General features: G+C 59.9%; 15 protein-coding genes. 5 read left to right on the top strand and 10 right to left on the bottom strand.

Annotated elements, in window-relative coordinates:
• Positions 1 to 27: 27 nt before the first annotated feature.
• From GT753_RS15615 to cysJ, 3 genes are all read right to left on the bottom strand, one after another.
• A complete protein-coding gene (locus tag GT753_RS15615) occupies positions 28 to 762 on the bottom strand; it encodes a phosphoadenylyl-sulfate reductase (RefSeq protein ID WP_015376681.1) in 735 nt (244 codons plus the stop codon).
• Between the two features lie 61 nt (positions 763 to 823).
• Positions 824 to 2,539: an assimilatory sulfite reductase (NADPH) hemoprotein subunit gene (gene cysI / locus GT753_RS15610; protein ID WP_160125745.1), complete on the bottom strand. Its 1,716-nt coding sequence runs from the start codon at positions 2,537 to 2,539 to the stop codon at positions 824 to 826.
• The gene (gene cysJ, locus GT753_RS15605; protein ID WP_160125744.1) at positions 2,539 to 4,341 is read right to left on the bottom strand and encodes an NADPH-dependent assimilatory sulfite reductase flavoprotein subunit; all 1,803 of its coding nucleotides are present in this window, start codon (positions 4,339 to 4,341) and stop codon (positions 2,539 to 2,541) included. The genes cysI and cysJ overlap by 1 nt, the downstream gene beginning before the upstream one ends.
• 436 nt (positions 4,342 to 4,777) lie before the next feature.
• Between cysJ and queD the strand changes: the two genes are divergently transcribed.
• Positions 4,778 to 5,137: a 6-carboxytetrahydropterin synthase QueD gene (gene queD, locus GT753_RS15600; protein WP_004932638.1), complete on the top strand. Its 360-nt coding sequence runs from the start codon at positions 4,778 to 4,780 to the stop codon at positions 5,135 to 5,137.
• 30 nt (positions 5,138 to 5,167) lie between these two features.
• Here queD and queE read toward each other — a convergent pair whose 3' ends face one another.
• Positions 5,168 to 5,839, bottom strand: coding sequence for a 7-carboxy-7-deazaguanine synthase QueE (gene queE / locus GT753_RS15595; protein WP_004932641.1), 672 nt, complete (start codon positions 5,837 to 5,839; stop codon positions 5,168 to 5,170).
• A gap of 327 nt (positions 5,840 to 6,166) precedes the next feature.
• Between queE and GT753_RS15590 the strand changes: the two genes are divergently transcribed.
• From GT753_RS15590 to GT753_RS15575, 4 genes are all read left to right on the top strand, one after another.
• Positions 6,167 to 7,507 carry an aromatic acid/H+ symport family MFS transporter gene (locus GT753_RS15590; RefSeq protein WP_015376678.1) on the top strand — a complete coding sequence of 447 codons (1,341 nt, stop codon included), beginning with the start codon at positions 6,167 to 6,169 and terminating at the stop codon, positions 7,505 to 7,507.
• 375 nt (positions 7,508 to 7,882) lie between these two features.
• A complete protein-coding gene (hutU, locus tag GT753_RS15585) occupies positions 7,883 to 9,574 on the top strand; it encodes a urocanate hydratase (protein WP_015376677.1) in 1,692 nt (563 codons plus the stop codon).
• A complete protein-coding gene (hutH, locus tag GT753_RS15580; protein WP_015376676.1) occupies positions 9,571 to 11,106 on the top strand; it encodes a histidine ammonia-lyase in 1,536 nt (511 codons plus the stop codon). Before hutU ends, hutH begins: the two co-directional genes overlap by 4 nt.
• 102 nt (positions 11,107 to 11,208) lie before the next feature.
• Complete coding sequence (locus tag GT753_RS15575) at positions 11,209 to 12,603, top strand: amino acid permease (protein WP_015376675.1); 1,395 nt, start codon at positions 11,209 to 11,211, stop codon at positions 12,601 to 12,603.
• 37 nt (positions 12,604 to 12,640) lie between these two features.
• On the opposite strand, the gene GT753_RS15570 is transcribed toward GT753_RS15575, so the two are convergent.
• The 6 genes from GT753_RS15570 to mazG all read right to left on the bottom strand — a co-directional run bounded on the left by GT753_RS15570 (position 12,641) and on the right by mazG (position 19,918).
• Positions 12,641 to 13,837 (bottom strand): methionine gamma-lyase, encoded by a 1,197-nt coding sequence (locus GT753_RS15570; protein ID WP_031300382.1) that lies wholly within the window; start codon positions 13,835 to 13,837, stop codon positions 12,641 to 12,643.
• Between the two features lie 30 nt (positions 13,838 to 13,867).
• A complete protein-coding gene (locus tag GT753_RS15565; RefSeq protein WP_015376673.1) occupies positions 13,868 to 14,272 on the bottom strand; it encodes a hypothetical protein in 405 nt (134 codons plus the stop codon).
• Positions 14,269 to 15,459: an NAD(P)/FAD-dependent oxidoreductase gene (locus GT753_RS15560; RefSeq protein ID WP_041922186.1), complete on the bottom strand. Its 1,191-nt coding sequence runs from the start codon at positions 15,457 to 15,459 to the stop codon at positions 14,269 to 14,271. Before GT753_RS15560 ends, GT753_RS15565 begins: the two co-directional genes overlap by 4 nt.
• Before the next feature lie 298 nt (positions 15,460 to 15,757).
• A complete protein-coding gene (gene eno / locus GT753_RS15555; RefSeq protein WP_004932670.1) occupies positions 15,758 to 17,053 on the bottom strand; it encodes a phosphopyruvate hydratase in 1,296 nt (431 codons plus the stop codon).
• A gap of 81 nt (positions 17,054 to 17,134) precedes the next feature.
• On the bottom strand, positions 17,135 to 18,772 hold the full coding sequence (gene pyrG / locus GT753_RS15550; RefSeq protein WP_004932674.1) for a glutamine hydrolyzing CTP synthase: 1,638 nt from the start codon (positions 18,770 to 18,772) through the stop codon (positions 17,135 to 17,137).
• A gap of 351 nt (positions 18,773 to 19,123) precedes the next feature.
• Positions 19,124 to 19,918 carry a nucleoside triphosphate pyrophosphohydrolase gene (gene mazG / locus GT753_RS15545; RefSeq protein ID WP_033631803.1) on the bottom strand — a complete coding sequence of 265 codons (795 nt, stop codon included), beginning with the start codon at positions 19,916 to 19,918 and terminating at the stop codon, positions 19,124 to 19,126.
• Positions 19,919 to 19,923 lie beyond the last annotated feature (5 nt).

Genomic DNA, 19,923 nt, shown 5'->3' with positions numbered 1-19,923 from the left:
TGAGCCCTGTCATGTCAATCACGCCGTTTAGCCTTCGTGCAGGCCACACTCGCGCTTCAGGCCGAAGAAACGCGTCTCTTCCTCGCTCATGCCCGGCTCCCACTTCTGGGTGGTGTGTGTATCACCTACCGACAGGTAGCCCTGCTCCCACAGCGGGTGATAACTCAGCCCATGTTCGGTCAGATACTGGTAAATCTTGCGGTTGTCCCAGTCGATGATCGGCAGGATCTTGAACACCCCACGCTGCACCGCCAGGACCGGCAGATTGGCGCGGCTGCCGGACTGCTCGCGCCGCAGGCCGGCGAACCAGCTCTGCGCGCCCAGCGTCTCCAGCGCGCGGTTCATCGGCTCGACCTTGTTGATCTGGTTGTATTTTTCAATCCCTTCCACGCCCTGCTCCCACAGCTTGCCATAGCGAGCCTCTTGCCAGGCGGGAGACTGCTCCGCGCGGAACACCTGCAGATTCAGCTTCAGCTGGTCGGCCAGTTGATCGATAAAGCGATAGGTTTCCGGGAACAGATAACCGGTGTCGGTCAGGATCACCGGGATATCCGGCCGGATACGCGTCACCAGGTGCAGGCATACCGCCGCCTGAATGCCGAAACTGGACGAGAGTACGAACTCGCCGGGCAGGTGCTCCAGCGCCCATTCAACGCGCTGTTCGGCGCTGAGGGTCTCCAGTTGGCCGTTGACCACCGCCAATGCCAGCGCCTGCCCGGATTTGGGCAACGCGTTCAGCGCCGCCAGATCGAATTCAGCCATGTTGTCTCTCCTGATACTTGAAATTATCTGTGCGGCCCCTCTGCCCAGGGGCCGCCCGGCCTCACTCCCAGAAATCTCGCGCCGGATCCAGCACCGGTTTGACGACGCCCGCGCGCACGGTGAAGTCGCCGAAACCTTCGCCAGCGTTGCGCTCCTTCGCCCAGCGCCCCACCAGCAGTTCGATCTCGCTCAGGATCTCATCTTCGTTGATGTTCTCGCGGTACATGCGCGGAATGCGCGTGCCTTCGCGGTTGCCGCCCAAATGCAGGTTATAGCGGCCGACCGCCTTGCCCACCAGCCCCAGCTCCGCCAGCAGCGCGCGGCCGCAGCCGTTCGGGCAGCCGGTGATGCGCAGCACGATATGCTCGTCGCCCACCCCATGCTGATGCATAATCCCTTCCACCTTAGTGACAAACTGCGGCAGGAAACGCTCGGCCTCCGCCATCGCCAGCGGGCAGGTCGGGAACGACACGCAGGCCATCGAGTTTTTGCGTTGCTCGCTGATCTGGTCGTCGATCAGGCCATGATCGCGCGCCAAGGCTTCGATCTTCGTCTTCTCGCTTTCCGGCACGCCGGCGATGATCACGTTTTGGTTCGCCGTCAGACGGAAGTCGCCTTTATGGATCTTGGCGATCTCCGCCATGCCAGTCTTCAGCGGGCGCCCCGGATAGTCCAGCAGGCGGCCGTTCTCGATAAACAGCGTCAGGTGCCATTGATCGTCGATGCCCTTCACCCAACCGATGCGATCGCCGCGGCCGGTGAATTCATACGGCCGGATCGGCGCGAAGGTGATGCCGGCGCGCTTTTCCACTTCGGCGCGGAAAACGTCCACGCCGACGCGCTCCAGCGTGTATTTGGTTTTGGCGTTCTTGCGATCGGTACGGTTGCCCCAGTCGCGCTGCGTGGTCACCACCGCTTCCGCCACCGCCAGCGTATGCTCGAGCGGAATGTAGCCGAACTCGCTGGCCTGGCGCGCGTAGGTTTTCTTGTTGCCGTGCTCAATGGACAGCCCGCCGCCCACCAGCAGGTTGAAGCCCACCAGCTTGCCGTTTTCGGCGATCGCCACAAAGTTCATGTCGTTGGCGTGCAGATCGACGTCGTTCTGCGGCGGGATCACCACCGTGGTTTTAAATTTACGCGGCAGGTAGGTCGGCCCCAGAATCGGCTCTTCGTCGGTGGTGGCCACCTTCTCCTGATCCAGCCACACCTCTGCGTAGGCGCGGGTGCGCGGCAGCAGGTGTTCGGAGATCTTCTTCGCCCACTCGTAGGCTTCCTGATGCAGCTCGGACTCCACCGGATTGGAGGTGCACAGCACGTTGCGGTTCACGTCGTTGGCGGTCGCCAGCGCGTCCAGCCCCAGGCGGTTCAGCAGCTGGTGCACCGGTTTGACGTTGCCTTTCAGAATGCCGTGAAACTGGAACGTTTGGCGGTTGGTGATGCGAATGCTGCCGTACAGCGTGCTCTCCTGGGCGAACTTGTCGATGCCCAGCCACTGCTGCGGGCTGATGATGCCGCCCGGCAGGCGACAGCGCAGCATCATGGCGTGGCGCGGCTCCAGCTTCTGCTCGGCGCGTTCGGCGCGAATGTCGCGGTCATCCTGCTGGTACATGCCGTGAAAACGGATCAGCAGGAAGTTGTCGCCGTTGAAGCCGCCGGTCAGGCCGTCGTTCAAATCTTCGGCGATGGTGCCACGCAAGAAGTTACTCTCCTTCTTCATGCGCTCCGCATCGGCCAGTTTGCCTTCGACTACCAAAGGCCCGGGGTGTTTATCACTCATCAGTAAACATCTCGCTGATAACGGCGCTCAAGGCGCAGCTCACTTAAAAATTCATCCGCCTGCTCGGTATCCATGCCACCGTGCTCGGCCACCAGTTCCAGTAATGTGTTTTCCACGTCTTTTGCCATGCGATTGGCATCGCCGCAGACGTAAATGTGCGCGCCTTCCTGAATCCAGCGCCACACTTCCGCGCCCTGTTCGCGCAGTTTGTCTTGTACGTATATTTTATGTTGTTGGTCGCGGGACCAGGCCAGATCGATGCGGGTGAGCAGGCCGTCTTTCACGTAGCGCTGCCATTCGACCTGATACAGGAAATCTTCGGTAAAGTGCGGGTTGCCGAAGAACAGCCAGTTTTTGCCGCCGGCGCCGTCGGCGTCGCGCTGCTGCATAAAGGCGCGGAACGGCGCGATGCCGGTGCCCGGGCCGATCATGATAACCGGCGTTTCCGGGTTGGCCGGCAGGCGGAAGTTATCGTTGTGTTCGATAAACACCCGCACGTCGCCGTCTTCCTCCAGACGATCCGCCAGGAAGCCGGAGGCGCCGCCGCTGCGGGCGCGCCCGTCGATGTCGTAACGCACCACGCCCACGGTGATGTGTACTTCGCTTTCGTTCTCCGCCTGCGAAGAGGCGATGGAATACAGGCGCGGCGTCAGCGGGCGCAGCAGGCCGACCAGCTGTTCGGCGCTCAGATCCGCCGGCGCCTGGCGCACCATGTCGACGATCGGCGTGTTGTGCGCGTACTGCTGCAGCGCGGCTTTATCCGCCAGCAGGCCGATCAGCGTTTCGTCGCGCGACAGCGCGGCGTATTTATCGACGATCGGCGTGGTGTTCTGCGTCAGCTCGAAATGGCTGCGCAGCGCCTGCGCCAGCGGCAGGGTTTGCCCTTCCACCTCGACCGGCTCGTCGCCTTTCAGCCACAACAGCTGCACCAGTTCGTCCACCAGCGCCGGATCGTTATCGAACCATACGCCGAGCGCATCGCCCGGCTGATAGCGCAGGCCGGAGTCGCCCAGATCGATCTCGATATGGCGCACGTCTTTATCCGACGCGCGGCCGGTAATTTTCTGCTTGACCGCCAGTTGGGCGGTGAGCGGCTGTTCCTTGCTGTACGGGCTGCTGTCGATCAGATCGACCGCGCCGCTGGCCAACACGCCCGGCGCGGCGCTTTCCGCCGGCGCGCGCGCCTTCAGCACCGACACCACCTGTTTGCGCCAGGCGACGGCCAGTTCCTGGTACTCCACGTCGGCGTCCACGCGCTCCACCAGGCGCTCGGCGCCCAGCTCGGCCAGCTTGCCGTCGAAATCCTTACCAGACTGGCAGAAATTCTCATAAGAGGTGTCGCCCAGCCCGAACACCGCAAAAGCGGTATCATTCAGCTTCGGCGCCTTTTTCGAGAACAGGAATTTATGCAGCGCCACCGCTTCTTCCGCCGGCTCACCTTCCCCTTGCGTGGAGGCGACGATCACCAGCAGGCGCTCTTGAGCTATCTGCTTGAACTTGTAGTCGCCGGCACTGATCAGCGTGGCGCTCAGATTGGCGGCCAGCAGATCGTCGCGCAGCTGCTCCGCCAGGCGGCGCGCATTGCCGGTCTGCGAAGCGGAAATGATGGTGATGCCGGCGGCAGCCGCAGGGGCAACAGGCGCAATGGCCACGGCTCCGGGCTGTTGATTGACCATGCCCCAAAAATAACCGGACAGCCACGCCAGCTGCGTCGGCGAATAGTCGCCGATCGTCGCCTGTAGGCGCGCCAGCTGTTCGGGCGTCAGCGGGAGCAAAGATGTTGGAGGAGCCTGAGTCGTCATTGCTGTACTTATTTCCTATACTTAGCGCCTTTCCTGCCAGGCGCGCGCCAGTGTCAGTCGCTGTCTCTTCGCTGCATCGGGTGTGCGGAAAAGATCAGGAGAGTTTGTAAGGTTACCGAGCAGAATAGCAACGATTAAATAAGGGATAGCAATAAATCATAACCAAAATGACTAAGCTGTTTTTCTGGTAAGGCATAACGCTTAAACCGTTAAACAAAGTTTTTTATCCAGATGAAATTAAAGCGCTTTTTTTCATCGTTTTTTCACCGTTCAACATTTCGGCTCATAACCCCAGCCGATAGGTACCGCAAACACCAAACAAAAAAAGTGTTAACCAGGCGCGGTTAGCGCGGCGGTAGACCATAACGGTATAAATGGCAAGCAGACGCGCTTTCCGGTACTATGCGGCGGTTTTTGAGTCAATGAGGCCGTAATAATGGCAACCACGCTGTTTAAAGATTTTCAGTTTGAAGCCGCACACCGCTTGCCGCACGTGCCGGAGGGCCATAAATGCGGCCGTCTGCATGGGCATTCGTTTATGGTGCGTCTGGAAGTGACCGGTGAAGTGGATCCCCACACCGGTTGGGTGATGGATTTCGCCGAGCTCAAGGCTGTGTTTTCCCCGATCTGGGAACGGCTGGATCACCATTATCTGAACGATATTCCAGGATTGGAAAATCCCACCAGCGAAGTGCTCGCCGCCTGGATTTGGCAGCAGCTCAAGCCCCAGCTGCCGGAATTGACGGCGGTGATGGTGAAAGAGACCTGTACGGCGGGATGCGTATATAAAGGTTAAAAGAAAGGGCGCCGCAATGGCGCCCTGATTTTAGGCGATGTTCAGATACTTGTGGGTCTGCATCGACAGCCGCCAATTGCGCGCGATACAGGTTTCAATACACAGACGGGTCGCCTCTTCTTTCTGGCTGATCGGCTGCAGTGCGATAATGCGCGCCTTGTCATCCTGCAACGTCGCCAGCAGCGCATCCAGCGCCTCGATGTCGCGCTCGCGCGCCACCGGATGCTTCACCTCGTCGGCGCGCCGCAGCGCCTGATCCAACACCTTCATGCCGCCGCGCATATTCACCTTGGGCGAAACCGTCACCCAGGTGTTGGCGGAACAGCGAATTTCGTGGGTGCCGCTGGTTTCAATCTGGCAACGGTAGCCGTGCTGTTCGAACAGCTCGGTCAGCGGCGCCAGATCGTAGATGCAGGGTTCGCCGCCGGTGATCACCACATGACGCGCGGTGTAGCCTTGCTGACGCATCACCGCCAGCAGCTGCTCGGCGCTGGCATTGCCCCAGGCGTCGCTCTCTTCTGTTTTGACCAGGATCCGTTGCAGGTCGACTTCCCGATGGGCTTCCTTTTCCCAGGTATGTTTGGTGTCGCACCAGCTGCACCCTACCGGGCAGCCCTGCAGGCGGATGAAAATAGCCGGCACGCCGGTGAAAAAGCCTTCGCCCTGCAAGGTTTGGAACATCTCGTTGATCGGGTACTGCATCGGTTTCTCAATCTGGAAAAGTAAAAAACGATTATCGCAGATTCCGGCTCGGCGACCAAACGGCCAAAATTGTATTAAATTTTTTCCTCCGCGCCGCCGCCAGCATATCTCACCGCCAATGGCGTTCATTTAATTTGTTAACCGGTCTTAGGCCTTTCATCCACGGTGCAACCTGCTCCACAGAAAACAACACGAAGTTAACAAATAAGATAATTATATTTGACATAAAGCGCCGACGCGCAGATGTATATACAAGCAAACACAAGCCGAGCATCAGTTTCGGCCACGTACTATTCATCACGACTACATCTGCGTTTAGAGGGTGCCATGACTCATTCCACCAGCGAGTTAAACATTCAACAGGCCATCGACGACAGCAAGTTTTCGCTGTTTCACTGGACACTGATCATTCTCGGATTCCTGATCCTCGCCATCGACGGTTTCGATACCGCCGCCATGGGCTATATCGCCCCCTCGGTCGCCAAAGACTGGGGCATCGTGAAGCAGGATCTGGGGCCGGTGCTGAGCGCCGCGCTGTTGGGGCTGTCGCTCGGCGCGCTGATAGCCGGGCCAATCTCCGACCGCATCGGCCGCAAGCGCGTGCTGGTGTTTTCCTGCCTGTTCTTCGGCCTGTCGAGCCTGGCCACCGCCTACGCCGGCTCGCTCAATAGCCTGACGCTGTGGCGTTTCCTCACCGGCCTCGGGCTGGGAGCGGCGATGCCCAACGCTATCACGCTGATCTCCGAATACGCGCCGCAGCGCTGCCGTTCGCTGGCGATCAATACCATGTATTGCGGCTTTCCGCTGGGCGCGGCCGGCGGCGGCGCCATTTCATCGTGGCTGATCCCGAGCTACGGCTGGCACAGCGTGCTGTTGCTCGGCGCCATTGCGCCGCTGGCGTTGACGGTGTTGCTGATCCTGCTGCTGCCGGAATCGGTCAAATATATGGTCAACCGCGGGCAGGATGCGGCGAAGATCAAACGCATTGCGCAACGCTTCGTCAGCCAGAGCCTCGACGGCGTGACGCGTTTTTACCTGTATGAAGAGAAGCTGACGCAGGCCAAGACCAGCGTCGGGCTGCTGTTCAGTCGCCCTTACCTGCTCGGCACGCTGATGCTGTGGGTGACCTACTTCATGGGGCTGGTGATCTACTACGTGTTGCTGAGCTGGATGCCGATCCTGATGCAGGGCTTGGGCTATCAGCTGGAGCAATCGGCGATGCTCACCTCGCTGTTCACCTTCGGCGGCACGCTCGGCATCCTGGTGGCCGGCTGGCTGATGGACCGCTGGAATGCGCACAAAGTGGTCTCGAGCGGCTTTGTCGTCACCGCCCTGCTGATCGTGGCGATGGCCACCGAAGACAAGCAGATCGTGCTGCTGGGCGCCTTCATCTTCCTGATGGGCGTCACCATGAACGGCGCGCAGTCCGGGCTGCAAACGCTGGCGGCCACCTTCTACCCGACCCACAGCCGCGCCACCGGCATCGCCTGGATGCAGGGCATCGGCCGCTTCGGCGGCGTCGCCGGCACCATGATGGGCGCCCAACTGCTGGCGATGCAGTGGGAAGTGCAGAGCATCCTGATGTTCCTGTGCGTACCGGCTCTGATCGCCGCCATCGCCACGGTGTGCAAGATGAGCCGCAAGCCGATGCTGCAACCGGCTGCCTGAGCCTGGCAAGCCCGCCCACGGCGGGCTTTCTTCCCGCGGTGATAGGGCTTGTTTATCCTCCGCCGCCAACTGTAATCAGTCTGTAAAAATATTGTGACTAGCCGCCCAAAAATGAGTCAATTTTAATTCATTTTTGCCGAACAGCTCACTTTTCTCCGGCTTTCCGTATCTGAGACCGGCGATAAAAAATCGCATATCAACCTGATATAAAAAGAAAATAACTTTTTCTTATGCCACTTTTCAGCGGCAACTGGTCAGTGTTGCATATGCTTGTACATACAAGTATATGTTAATAAGCCCTACGCATTGTTATGCCGTGGTACTCATCCCCACCGCGGCATGGAATCTGCACCGATACTGTTTGAGGAAAATGCTGTGACTACAAATAACAAAGTTCGCAATGTCGATGTACGCGCGCCACGCGGCACACAATTAAACGCAAAAAGCTGGCTGACCGAAGCGCCGTTACGCATGCTGATGAACAACCTCGATCCTGAAGTTGCGGAGAACCCACACGAGCTGGTGGTGTACGGCGGCATCGGCCGCGCCGCGCGCGACTGGGATTGCTACGACAAGATCGTCGAAACCCTGAAAACGCTGGAAGAAGACGAAACCCTGCTGGTGCAGTCCGGCAAGCCGGTCGGCGTATTCAAAACCCACAGCAACGCGCCGCGCGTGCTGATCGCCAACTCCAACCTGGTGCCGCACTGGGCGACCTGGGAACACTTCAACGAGCTGGACGCCAAAGGCCTGGCGATGTACGGCCAGATGACCGCCGGCAGCTGGATCTACATCGGCAGCCAGGGCATCGTTCAGGGCACCTATGAGACCTTCGTCGAAGCGGGCCGCCAGCACTACGACGGCAGTCTGCAGGGGCGTTGGGTGCTGACCGCCGGTCTGGGCGGCATGGGCGGCGCGCAGCCGCTGGCCGCCACGCTGGCGGGCGCCTGCTCGCTGAACATCGAATGTCAGCAGAGCCGCATCGATTTCCGTCTGAAAACCCGCTACGTCGATGAGCAGGCCAAAGATCTGGACGACGCGCTGGCCCGCATCAAAAAATACACCGCCGAAGGTAAAGCCATCTCCATCGCCCTGTGCGGCAACGCGGCGGAAATCCTGCCTGAGCTGGTGCGCCGCGGCGTGCGCCCGGACATGGTCACCGACCAGACCAGCGCCCACGATCCGCTGAACGGCTATCTGCCGAAGGGTTGGAGCTGGGAGGAGTATCGCCAGCGCGCACAGACCGAGCCGGCCAAGGTGGTCGCCGCCGCCAAGCAGTCGATGGCCGATCACGTCAAAGCCATGCTGGCGTTCCAGCAGATGGGCGTGCCGACCTTCGACTACGGCAACAACATTCGCCAGATGGCGAAAGAAACCGGCGTCGACAACGCCTTCGACTTCCCGGGCTTCGTGCCGGCCTACATCCGTCCGCTGTTCTGCCGCGGCATCGGGCCGTTCCGCTGGGCGGCGCTGTCCGGCGATCCGCAGGACATCTACAAAACCGACGCCATGGTGAAAGAGCTGATCCCGGATGACGAGCACCTGCACCGCTGGCTGGACATGGCGCGCGAGCGCATCAGCTTCCAGGGCCTGCCGGCGCGCATCTGCTGGGTTGGCCTCGGCCAGCGTGCCAAGCTGGGCCTGGCGTTCAACGAGATGGTGCGCCGCGGCGAACTGTCCGCCCCGATCGTCATCGGCCGCGACCACCTGGATTCCGGCTCCGTTTCCAGCCCGAACCGTGAAACTGAAGCGATGAAAGACGGCTCAGATGCGGTCTCCGACTGGCCGCTGCTGAACGCCCTGCTGAACACCGCCAGCGGCGCCACCTGGGTTTCCCTGCACCACGGCGGCGGCGTCGGCATGGGCTTCTCCCAACACTCCGGCATGGTGATCGTCTGCGACGGCACCGATGAGGCCGCCGAGCGCATCGCCCGCGTGCTGCACAATGACCCGGCTACCGGGGTCATGCGTCACGCCGACGCCGGCTACGATATCGCTATCGACTGCGCCCGCGAGCAAGGCCTGAACCTGCCGATGGTTGCCGCCACCCAAGGAGAAAAAGCATGAAAGCGCTGACTATTCGCCCGGGCAAACTGACGCTGGCCCAGCTACGCGACGTCTATCAACATCCGGTGACGCTGACGCTGGACGACAACGCCTACGGCCCTATCCAGCAGAGCGTGGCCTGCGTAGAGCGCATCGTTGAAGAAAACCGCACCACATACGGCATCAACACCGGATTTGGCCTGCTGGCTTCGACGCGCATCGCCCGCGACGATTTGGAAAATCTGCAGCGCTCGATCGTGCTGTCACACGCCGCCGGCGTGGGCGAGCCGACCGACGACAATCTGGTGCGCCTGATCATGGTGCTGAAGATCAACAGCCTGTCGCGCGGCTTCTCCGGCATTCGCCTGGAAGTTATCCAAGCGCTGATCGCGCTGGTCAACGCCGAAGTCTATCCGCATATTCCGCTGAAAGGCTCCGTCGGCGCCTCCGGCGACCTGGCGCCGCTGGCGCACATGAGCCTGGTGCTGCTGGGCGAAGGTAAGGCACGCCATCAGGGCCAATGGCTGCCGGCGACCGAAGCGCTGGCCAAAGCCGGCCTGAAACCGCTGACGCTGGCGGCGAAAGAGGGCCTGGCATTGCTGAACGGCACCCAGGTCTCCGCCGCCTTCGCGCTGCGCGGCCTGTTCGATGCCGAAGATCTGTTCGCGGCCGCCACCGTGGCGGGCAGCCTGACGGTGGAAGCGGCGCTGGGCTCTCGCAGCCCGTTCGATGCGCGTATCCACGAGGTGCGCGGCCAGCGCGGCCAGATCGACGCCGCCCTCGCCTACCGCCACCTGCTCGGCGCGCGCAGCGAAGTCTCCGACTCGCACCGCAACTGTGAAAAAGTGCAGGATCCTTACTCCCTGCGCTGCCAGCCGCAGGTCATGGGCGCCTGCCTGACGCAGATCCGTCAGGCCGCCGAGGTGCTGGAGATCGAAGCCAACGCCGTCTCCGATAACCCGTTGGTGTTCGCCGAACAGGGCGACGTGCTGTCCGGCGGCAACTTCCACGCCGAACCGGTGGCGATGGCCGCCGATAACCTGGCGCTGGCATTCGCCGAAATCGGTTCGCTGTCCGAGCGCCGCATCTCGCTGATGATGGACAAACACATGTCGCAGCTGCCACCGTTCCTGGTGGAGAACGGCGGCGTGAACTCCGGCTTCATGATCGCTCAGGTCACCGCCGCAGCGCTGGCCAGCGAAAACAAAGCGCTGGCGCATCCATCAAGCGTCGACAGCATTCCGACCTCCGCCAACCAGGAGGACCACGTTTCCATGGCGCCGGCCGCCGGCCGCCGCCTGTGGAACATGGCGGACAACGTACGCGGTATTCTGGCGGTCGAGTGGCTGGCCGCCTGCCAGGGACTGGATTTCCGCAACGGCCTGAAGACCTCGGAAGGTCTGGAGCAGGCGCGCCGTCTGCTGCGCGAGCATGTCAGTTTCTACGACAAGGATCGTTTCTTCGCCCCCGACATTGAAGCCGCCAGCCAACTCTTGGCGGCCGGTCACCTGACATCGCTGCTGCCTGCGGCGCTGCTGCCTAGCCAGGCATAATCATCACACACTGAATCACGCAGTTTGTTCTGCCCCGCCGGGTGCGTTCCACCCGGCGCGGGCAGCGCGTGCCTGTTCGGCAAACACTTAACGGGAAGCAACATGCGTAACGAAACAACACAACTCAGACGCGGACTAAACGCGCGACATATCCGTTTCATGGCTCTCGGCTCGGCGATCGGCACCGGCCTGTTCTACGGCTCCGCCGGCGCCATTCAGCTGGCCGGTCCGGCGGTGCTGCTGGCCTATCTGGTAGGCGGCGCGGCGGTGTTCATGGTGATGCGCGCGCTGGGTGAAATGGCGGTACACCAACCGGTCTCCGGCTCGTTCGGCCACTACGCCAGCCACTACCTCGGCCCGCTGGCCGGGTTCCTCACCGGCTGGACCTACACCTTTGAAATGGTGATCGTCGCCCTGGCGGACGTCACTGCCTTCGGCATCTATATGGGGCTGTGGTTCCCGGACGTCGCCCAGTGGGTTTGGGTGCTCAGCATCATCCTGTTTATCGGCGCGCTCAACCTGTGCAGCGTCAAGGTTTTCGGCGAGCTGGAGTTCTGGCTGTCGCTGGTCAAGGTCGCCGCCATCGTGGCGATGATCGTCGGCGGCGCGGCGGTAATGCTGTTCGGTTTCGGGCAAGCCCAGCACGCCACCGGCATCAGCAACCTGTGGCAGCACGGCGGCTTTATGCCTAACGGCATCGGCGGCGTGGTCGCGTCATTAGCGGTAGTGATGTTCGCCTTCGGCGGCATCGAGATCATCGGCATCACCGCCAGCGAGGCGAAAGACCCCGCCAAAGTGCTGCCGAAGGCGATCAACGCCGTACCGGTGCGCATCCTGCTGTTTTACGTGCTGACGCTGACGGTGCTGATGGCGATCTATCCGTGGAACAGCATCGGCCAGAACGGCAGCCCGTTCGTTGAGATCTTCAGCAACCTCGGCATCAGCTCCGCCGCCAACGTGCTGAACGTGGTGGTGATCACCGCGGCCATTTCGGCCATCAACAGCGACATCTTCGGCGCCGGCCGCATGATGTACGGCATGGCGCAGGACGGCCAGGCGCCGCGCAGCTTCACCAAGCTGACCGCCAGCGGCGTACCGTGGATGACAGTGCTGGTGATGTCGGTCGCCCTGCTACTGGCGGTGGTGCTCAACTACCTGATCCCGGAGAAGGTCTTCATGATCATCGCCTCAATCGCCACCTTCGCCACCGTCTGGGTGTGGCTGATGATCCTGCTGTCGCAGATCGTCATGCGCCGCACGCTGTCGCCGGAAGAAACGCGTCAGTTGAGCTTCCCGGTGCCGTGGTGGCCGGTGGCGCCGGCATTGGCGACCGCCTTTATGGCGTTCGTCATCGGCCTGCTCGGCTACTTCGAAGAGAGCCGCATCGCCCTGTATGTCGGGCTGGTGTGGATCGCGTTCCTCACCGCGGCTTACTGGCTGTGGGTACGCAAAAAAGGCGGCGGTTCGCCGGTGACCACAGCGACGCAACAGATGTAACGCTCGCTTCGGCTAAAACCCGCTGCGGCGGGTTTTTTTATTGCGCCTGCGCCAGCGCTTGCAGGATATCCGCCTGCAGATCGTCAAACGCCTCCAGCCCGGCGGACAGCCGCACCAGCCCCTCGCTGATATGGTGCCGTTTCCGCTCTTCCGGCGTGTAGGCCGAGTGCGTCATGCTGGCCGGGTGCTGCGCCAGGCTTTCGCAATCGCCCAGGCTGACCGCGCGCAAGATGAGCTGCAGCGCGTTGAGGAAGCGAATGCCCGCACGCAGGCCACCCCGCAGCTCAAACGCCAGCATGCCGCCGGGGCGCGCCATTTGCCGCTGCGCCAACGCATGCTGCGGGAAGTTCGCCAGGCCGGGGTAATACACCCGCTCGACCGCCGGATGCTCCGCCAACATCTCCGCCAGGCGCTGCGCATTATCGCAATGACGATCCATGCGCAGCGGCAAAGTTTTCATCCCGCGCAGCACCAGCGCGGCATCCTGCGCTGACAGTACCGCCCCATTCATGTCCTTTAGCCCCTCCAGACGGATCGCCTCGGCCAACGCCTGACGCGTCACCGCGATCCCGGCCAGGAGATCCCCGTGCCCGCCGAGGTACTTGGTCGCCGAGTGCACCACGATATCGGCGCCTAGCGCCAAAGGCCGCTGCAGATAGGGCGTACAGTAGGTGTTGTCCACCAGCAACAGCGCCTGATGCCGATGGGCGATCTCCGCCACGGCGGCGATATCGATCAAACGCATATTGGGATTGGCCGGCGTTTCGCAATACACCAGGCGGGTACGCGGTCCAATGGCCGCCGCCAACCGCTCCGGCCGGGTCAAATCAACGTGGGTTATCTTGACGCCAAAGCGCGCCAGACCATGATGAAAGTAGCTGAAGGTGCAACCATAGACGGTTTCGTCGACAATCAGCTCATCACCCGGTCTGAGCAGCGTCCAACAACACGCGGTGATCGCCCCCATGCCGGAAGCGAACGCCACCGCCGCCTCCCCCTCCTCCAGGTTGGCGATGCGTTGCTCGAGCAGGTTTAACGTCGGGTTGGCGATGCGCGAGTAAAAGTACCCCGGCTCGGTGCCGGCAAAGCAGGCGCCGCCGTATTCCGCCGTGGGAAAAGCAAACGTAGAGCTCATAAACACCGGCGGAGACAGTGCCCCCTGATACCGCTGAGGATCGTAGCCGTAATGAATAGCCCGGGTGGCAAAGTCGTGGCCAACTGCTGTAGCGGACATAACACAACTCCTTACCTGAGTGAGTGAAGCTTAATTCGACGATTCATCTGGCAGGGCTGACGGCAACGCGCTGTCTCGCGTGCGCCGGCCGATGATTTGTAAAGTACGCAGCAGCAACGTTAACCCCAGCAGGGTATCCGGCTGCTTCAGCAAGGCGTACAGCGCGCGAAAACTGGCCGGTGGTGGATTCAACTGCAGCTCGCTGTGCGCCATCTGCAGCGCCGTTCCGCCTTCCCAGCCGAGGGTCACCAAACCTTCAAAGACGCCGGCTAATTTCTCCACCAGCGCGTTGTCGGCAATATCCACCACGTCCGACAACAGCGACAACAGATCGACCACGTTATCCAACCGGCCACCCGCCAGCAGCGGCTGCAGTTTCTCGAGCAACGCCGCCAATGATTGCAGGTCAGCCGCATGCACCGTGCTTTCCGTCATATCAGCCCCCTTACCGTGGCCCAGTAAAGGCCGCGGTTAAACCCATTGCGCAGCATGCCGCCCACCTTGGTGGCGGGCGTCGGCAGCACGTCGTGACGGTAGTCGTACACCAGCGGCATGCCGGCATTCAGCCCCATTTGCGCGACCGCCTGCACCTTGCCGTCATAATGGCTCACGGTTTGGCCCAGCCGCATTTCCGCCACGATGTTGTCGGCAATGACCGGCGCCTGATTATGGCAAGAGCCGCCGGCCTTGCTGACCGGCAAATCCACGGTATCGCCTATGACATACACGCCCTGTTGGCCGTAGACCTGCAGCGTTTGATGATCGGTCGGCAGCCAGCCTTCACCGTTTTGACTCTCGCTCAACCCGGTATTGCGCACCGCCTCGACTGCGCGAATCGGCGGCGTTGCCATCAGAATGTCGAACGGCTGCTCTTCCCCCTCAGCGGAATAGGCGATGTTACGTTGGGCGTCTACCCGGCTGAGGGTAAACCCACGCTGGTGGAGAATGTCACGTGCGGCAAAAATGGCGGGCAGCGCTTCGCCGGTCGGGCGCTGTAAAAACAGGCAGTTACGCAGCAGTTGAGAAATGGTTGGGTAGGTATAAACGATCTCCACCGCCTTGCGCACGCCGCGCCGCCGCAGGTAGTCGTCCAGCATCAGGGTGGTTTCGATCGGCGCGATGCCGCACTGATGGGGCACGTTGGGCGTTTCAGGGAAGGACACGGTGATGAAAATGCGGCCTTTCTCGATCGTCGCCAGCTTATGCGCCAACTGCCGCGCGGCCTGATACTGGTAGAAATGATCGCCCGCCTGCGCCAACCCTTCGATGCGCTCTGGCCAAGGTACGCAGCCGGTGGCGAAAACCAGAAAGTCATAGGAGTAAAGCTTACCGCTTTGCGTCGCTATACTTCGCTGTTTTAAATCGAAAGATTCCGCTTTATCAATAATAAACTGTATTTCAGGCCGCAATAAACTCCGCTGTGAACGCGTGAGCTCCTGCTTGAAAAAAGTATTGAATGCCACATACATAAACGCCGGTTTGTAATAATGCAGCGGTGAATCCGATATCATTAATAACTCAACTTTATTATTAATAATTTCCCGGTGCAATTTTGTGGCCAATAAATTGGCCAATATGGTGCCGCCGGTTCCGCCGCCGACAATGATGATTCGCTGTCGCATCAAGCCCTCGCTCAACCGGCCAGCAAGCCGGCAGTATTAAGGTATGGTGATGTTCAAGGTCTACGGCAGAACGGCGAGAAATAAACTGCCTTATTGGCAGTCTAGTAACGAATAGTTATAAAGCAAACAAAATTGGAATATAAAATAAGCGCGTTTACTATCTTTAATGAAATTATCGGGTTAAACAAAACCACGCTTTCAATAAAAAACTTATTATTAAAATGACAATCATCACGAATTTAAAACATAAAAAAACCCGCCGCGGCGGGTTTTTATTTAGCAACCGAATCGGTCGAACTTACTGGCCTTTAACTTCTTTCAGGCCGTTGAACGGCGCACGGTCACCCAGCGCTTCTTCGATACGGATCAGTTGGTTGTACTTGGCAACGCGGTCAGAACGGCTCATGGAACCGGTTTTGATCTGACCAGCCGCAGTCCCTACCGCCAGGTCAGCGATGGTCGCGTCTTCGGTTTCACCGGAACGGTGAGAGATCACCGCAGTGTAACCGGCGTCTTTCGCCATCTTGATAGCTGCCAGGGTTTCGGTCAGAGAACCGATCTGGTTGAACTTGATCAGGATGGAGTTAGCGATGCCTTTCTCGATGCCTTCTTTCAGGATCTTGGTGTTGGTCACGAACAGATCGTCGCCAACCAGCTGGATTTTGTCGCCCAGTACTTTGGTCTGGTAAGCGAAGCCCGCCCAGTCGGATTCATCCAGGCCGTCTTCGATAGACACAATTGGGTACTGTTTGGTCAGCTCTTCCAGGAAGTGAGTGAACTCTTCGGAAGTGAAGGCTTTGTTACCTTCGCCGGCCAGCACGTATTTACCGTCTTTGTAGAATTCGGAAGCCGCGCAGTCCATCGCCAGAGTGACGTCTTTGCCCAGCTCGTAGCCCGCCGCTTTTACCGCTTCAGCGATAACCGCCAGCGCTTCGGCGTTGGAACCCAGGTTTGGCGCATAGCCGCCTTCGTCGCCCACGGCGGTGTTCATGCCTTTGGCTTTCAGAACTTTCGCCAGGTGGTGGAACACTTCAGAACCGATGCGCACCGCTTCTTTCAGGGTCTTCGCGCCAACCGGCTGAATCATGAATTCCTGAATGTCGACGTTGTTGTCAGCGTGCTCGCCGCCGTTGATGATGTTCATCATCGGCAGTGGCATGGAGAATTTGCCTGGGGTGCCGTTCAGTTCAGCGATGTGCTCGTACAGCGGCATGCCTTTAGAGGCTGCGGCCGCTTTCGCTGCTGCCAGGGAAACCGCCAGAATGGCGTTGGCGCCGAAGTTGGATTTGTTTTCGGTGCCGTCCAGCTCGATCATGATCTTGTCGATGTTCGCCTGGTCTTTGGCATCTTTACCCAGTACTGCCTGAGCAATCGGACCGTTTACTGCAGCAACGGCTTTCAGTACGCCTTTACCCAGGAAACGAGACTTGTCACCGTCACGCAGTTCCAGCGCTTCGCGGGAACCGGTAGAAGCACCTGACGGCGCAGCAGCCAGGCCGACGAAACCGCCTTCCAGATGAACTTCGGCTTCAACAGTCGGGTTACCGCGGGAGTCGATGATTTCACGACCGATGACTTTAACGATTTTGGACATTAGGTTTTCCTCAGTACAAGTTAAACTAAAACTCCAGACAAACAGCGCGCGGTTCTCACCGCGCGCCGCCTACCAAATATGTTATTTCACCTGGCGCTTCTGATGCTCGCCAGCGGCTTTCACGAAGCCGGCGAACAGCGGATGCCCATCACGCGGCGTAGACGTAAATTCCGGGTGGAACTGACAGGCTACAAACCACGGGTGATTCGGCAGTTCAATGATCTCAACCAGCTTGTTGTCGGCGGAACGACCGGCGACACGCAGCCCTGCGGCTTCGATCTGCTTCAACAGCATGTTGTTAACTTCGTAACGGTGACGATGACGCTCGACAATGGTCGGTTCGCCGTACAGCTGGCGCACCAGGCTGTTGTCGCTCAGGTTGCACTGTTGGCCACCTACGCGCATCGTGCCGCCCAAATCGCTTTCTTCGCTGCGCACTTCGACGTTGCCGTCTTCGTCGCGCCATTCGGTGATCAACGCCACCACCGGGTACTTACAGTCTGGCATAAACTCGGTGGAGTTGGCGTTCTCCATCCCCGCCACGTTGCGAGCGAACTCCATCAACGCCACCTGCATGCCCAGGCAAATGCCCAGATAAGGAATGTTGTTCTCGCGCGCATAGCGTGCGGTCATCACTTTGCCTTCCACGCCGCGGTAACCGAAGCCGCCCGGGATCAGGATCGCATCCAGCCCTTTCAGCACTTCCACGCCGCGGGTTTCCACGTCCTGCGAGTCGATCAGCTTGATGTTCACGGTCAGACGGTTTTTCAGCCCGCCGTGCTTCAGCGCTTCGATCACCGACTTGTAAGCGTCCGGCAGCTCAACGTATTTGCCGACCATACCGATGGTCACTTCGCCGCCCGGATTGGCTTCTTCGTAGATCACCTGTTCCCATTCGGCCAGGTTGGCTTCCGGCGCGTTCAGGCTGAATCGTTTACAAATATAATCGTCCAGCCCCTGAGATTTCAATAGGCCTGGGATTTTATAAATAGAATCAACGTCTTTCAGAGAGATAACCGCTTTTTCCGGCACGTTGCAGAAAAGCGCGATTTTAGCGCGTTCGTTAGCAGGAACCGCGCGATCGGAACGGCAAATCAGCACATCAGGCTGGATACCGATGGAAAGCAGCTCTTTTACGGAATGCTGGGTCGGCTTGGTTTTCACTTCGCCCGCCGCCGCCATGTACGGCACCAGCGTCAGGTGCATGTACAGCGTGTGCTCGCGGCCCACTTCCACCGCCATCTGACGGATGGCTTCGAGGAACGGCAGCGATTCGATATCGCCGACGGTGCCGCCGATTTCCACCAGCACCACATCGTGGCCTTCGCCGCCTTCGATGATGCGTTCTTTGATCGCGTTGGTGATGTGCGGAATGACCTGCACGGTCGCGCCCAGATAGTCGCCGCGGCGTTCTTTACGCAGCACGTCGGAGTAGATGCGGCCGGTGGTGAAGTTGTTGCGACGCGACATTTTGGTGCGAATGAATCGCTCGTAGTGACCCAAATCCAGATCGGTTTCTGCGCCGTCTTCGGTGACGAAAACTTCCCCATGCTGAATCGGGCTCATGGTGCCCGGATCCACGTTGATGTACGGGTCCAGTTTCATGATGGTAACGTTGAGGCCACGGGCTTCAAGAATAGCCGCCAGAGAGGCTGCGGCAATGCCTTTACCCAGAGAGGATACGACCCCGCCGGTCACAAAAATATAATTAGTTGTCATGCTGAACCTGAGAGTTTAGGTTTAAAGACGATGGAAGAACCAGGACGGGAAAGTAGTATACCCGAACCTCTCCTGACCTACAAACGATCGTTTTGCTGTCCATCATCTCGGCCGCCCTCCCGTGTTCATCAGGGTTTACTCCGCCGGCGCTCCGCAAACCCTCCAGGAAATACAAAGAGTTAGCGGAGAAAATTTCTTTTTACCGCCCCTCAGGAGCGATAAAACGCCTTAGATTTCAGTTTGTTGGCCTTTTGCTGCCGACGGCAGCCATGTGCCTGTGACCTGACTGCAAGCTTAACCGTTTCAGCTTTCGTGAACCTTGTCGGCGATCAACATTGTCGTCGCAGCGATTCAACTTTCCTGGCGTTTCACCTGCTGCCAGGCGTCCTCCATCTGCTCCAGCGTGGCGTCTTCAAGCCGCAGCCCGCGTTGCTGGACGATCGCTTCCACCTGGCGGAAGCGGCGCTCGAACTTGCGGTTCGCCGCCTGCAGCGCGTTCTCCGCCTTGTGCCCCAGATGGCGCGACAGGTTCACCGTGGCGAACAGCAGATCGCCGATCTCCTCTTCCAGCTTGCTCTCATCGACCACCGCCTGGCGGGCTTCGTGCATCACTTCATCGATCTCTTCGTACACTTTGTCCAGCACCGGCCCCAGGGTGTTCCAGTCGAAGCCGACCGAGGCGCAGCGTTTTTGAATTTTGTGCGCCTTCATCAGCGCCGGCAACGCCTGCGGAATGTCGTCCAGCACCGAGTGCAGCGCTTTTTCGGCGCGCTCGCCGGCCTTGAGCTGCTCCCAGCGCGCGGCCACGGCTTCGCTGTCCCCCCCCTCGGCGTCACCGAAAATGTGCGGGTGACGGCGCTCCAGCTTATCGCTGATGGCGGTGCACACCTCATCGAAATCGAACAGCCCCTGTTCCTGCCCCATCTGGGCGTAGAACACCACCTGGAACAGCAAATCGCCCAGTTCGTCGCGCAGATCGGCGTAGTCCTGCCGCTCGATGGCGTCCAGCACTTCGTAAGTCTCTTCCAGCGTGTAGGGCGCGATGGTGGCGAAAGTTTGCTTGCGGTCCCACGAGCAGCCGACCTGGGGATCGCGCAGCGTTTTCATGATGTTCAGCAGGCGCTGCAGCGGAGTGGATTGGGTCATAAAAA

Source organism: Serratia sp. Z4, assembly GCF_009900725.1.
Taxonomy (GTDB): domain Bacteria; phylum Pseudomonadota; class Gammaproteobacteria; order Enterobacterales; family Enterobacteriaceae; genus Serratia; species Serratia nematodiphila.
Note: the sequence above shows the minus strand (reverse complement) of the source record. Positions and strands in the feature narration are given on the sequence as shown.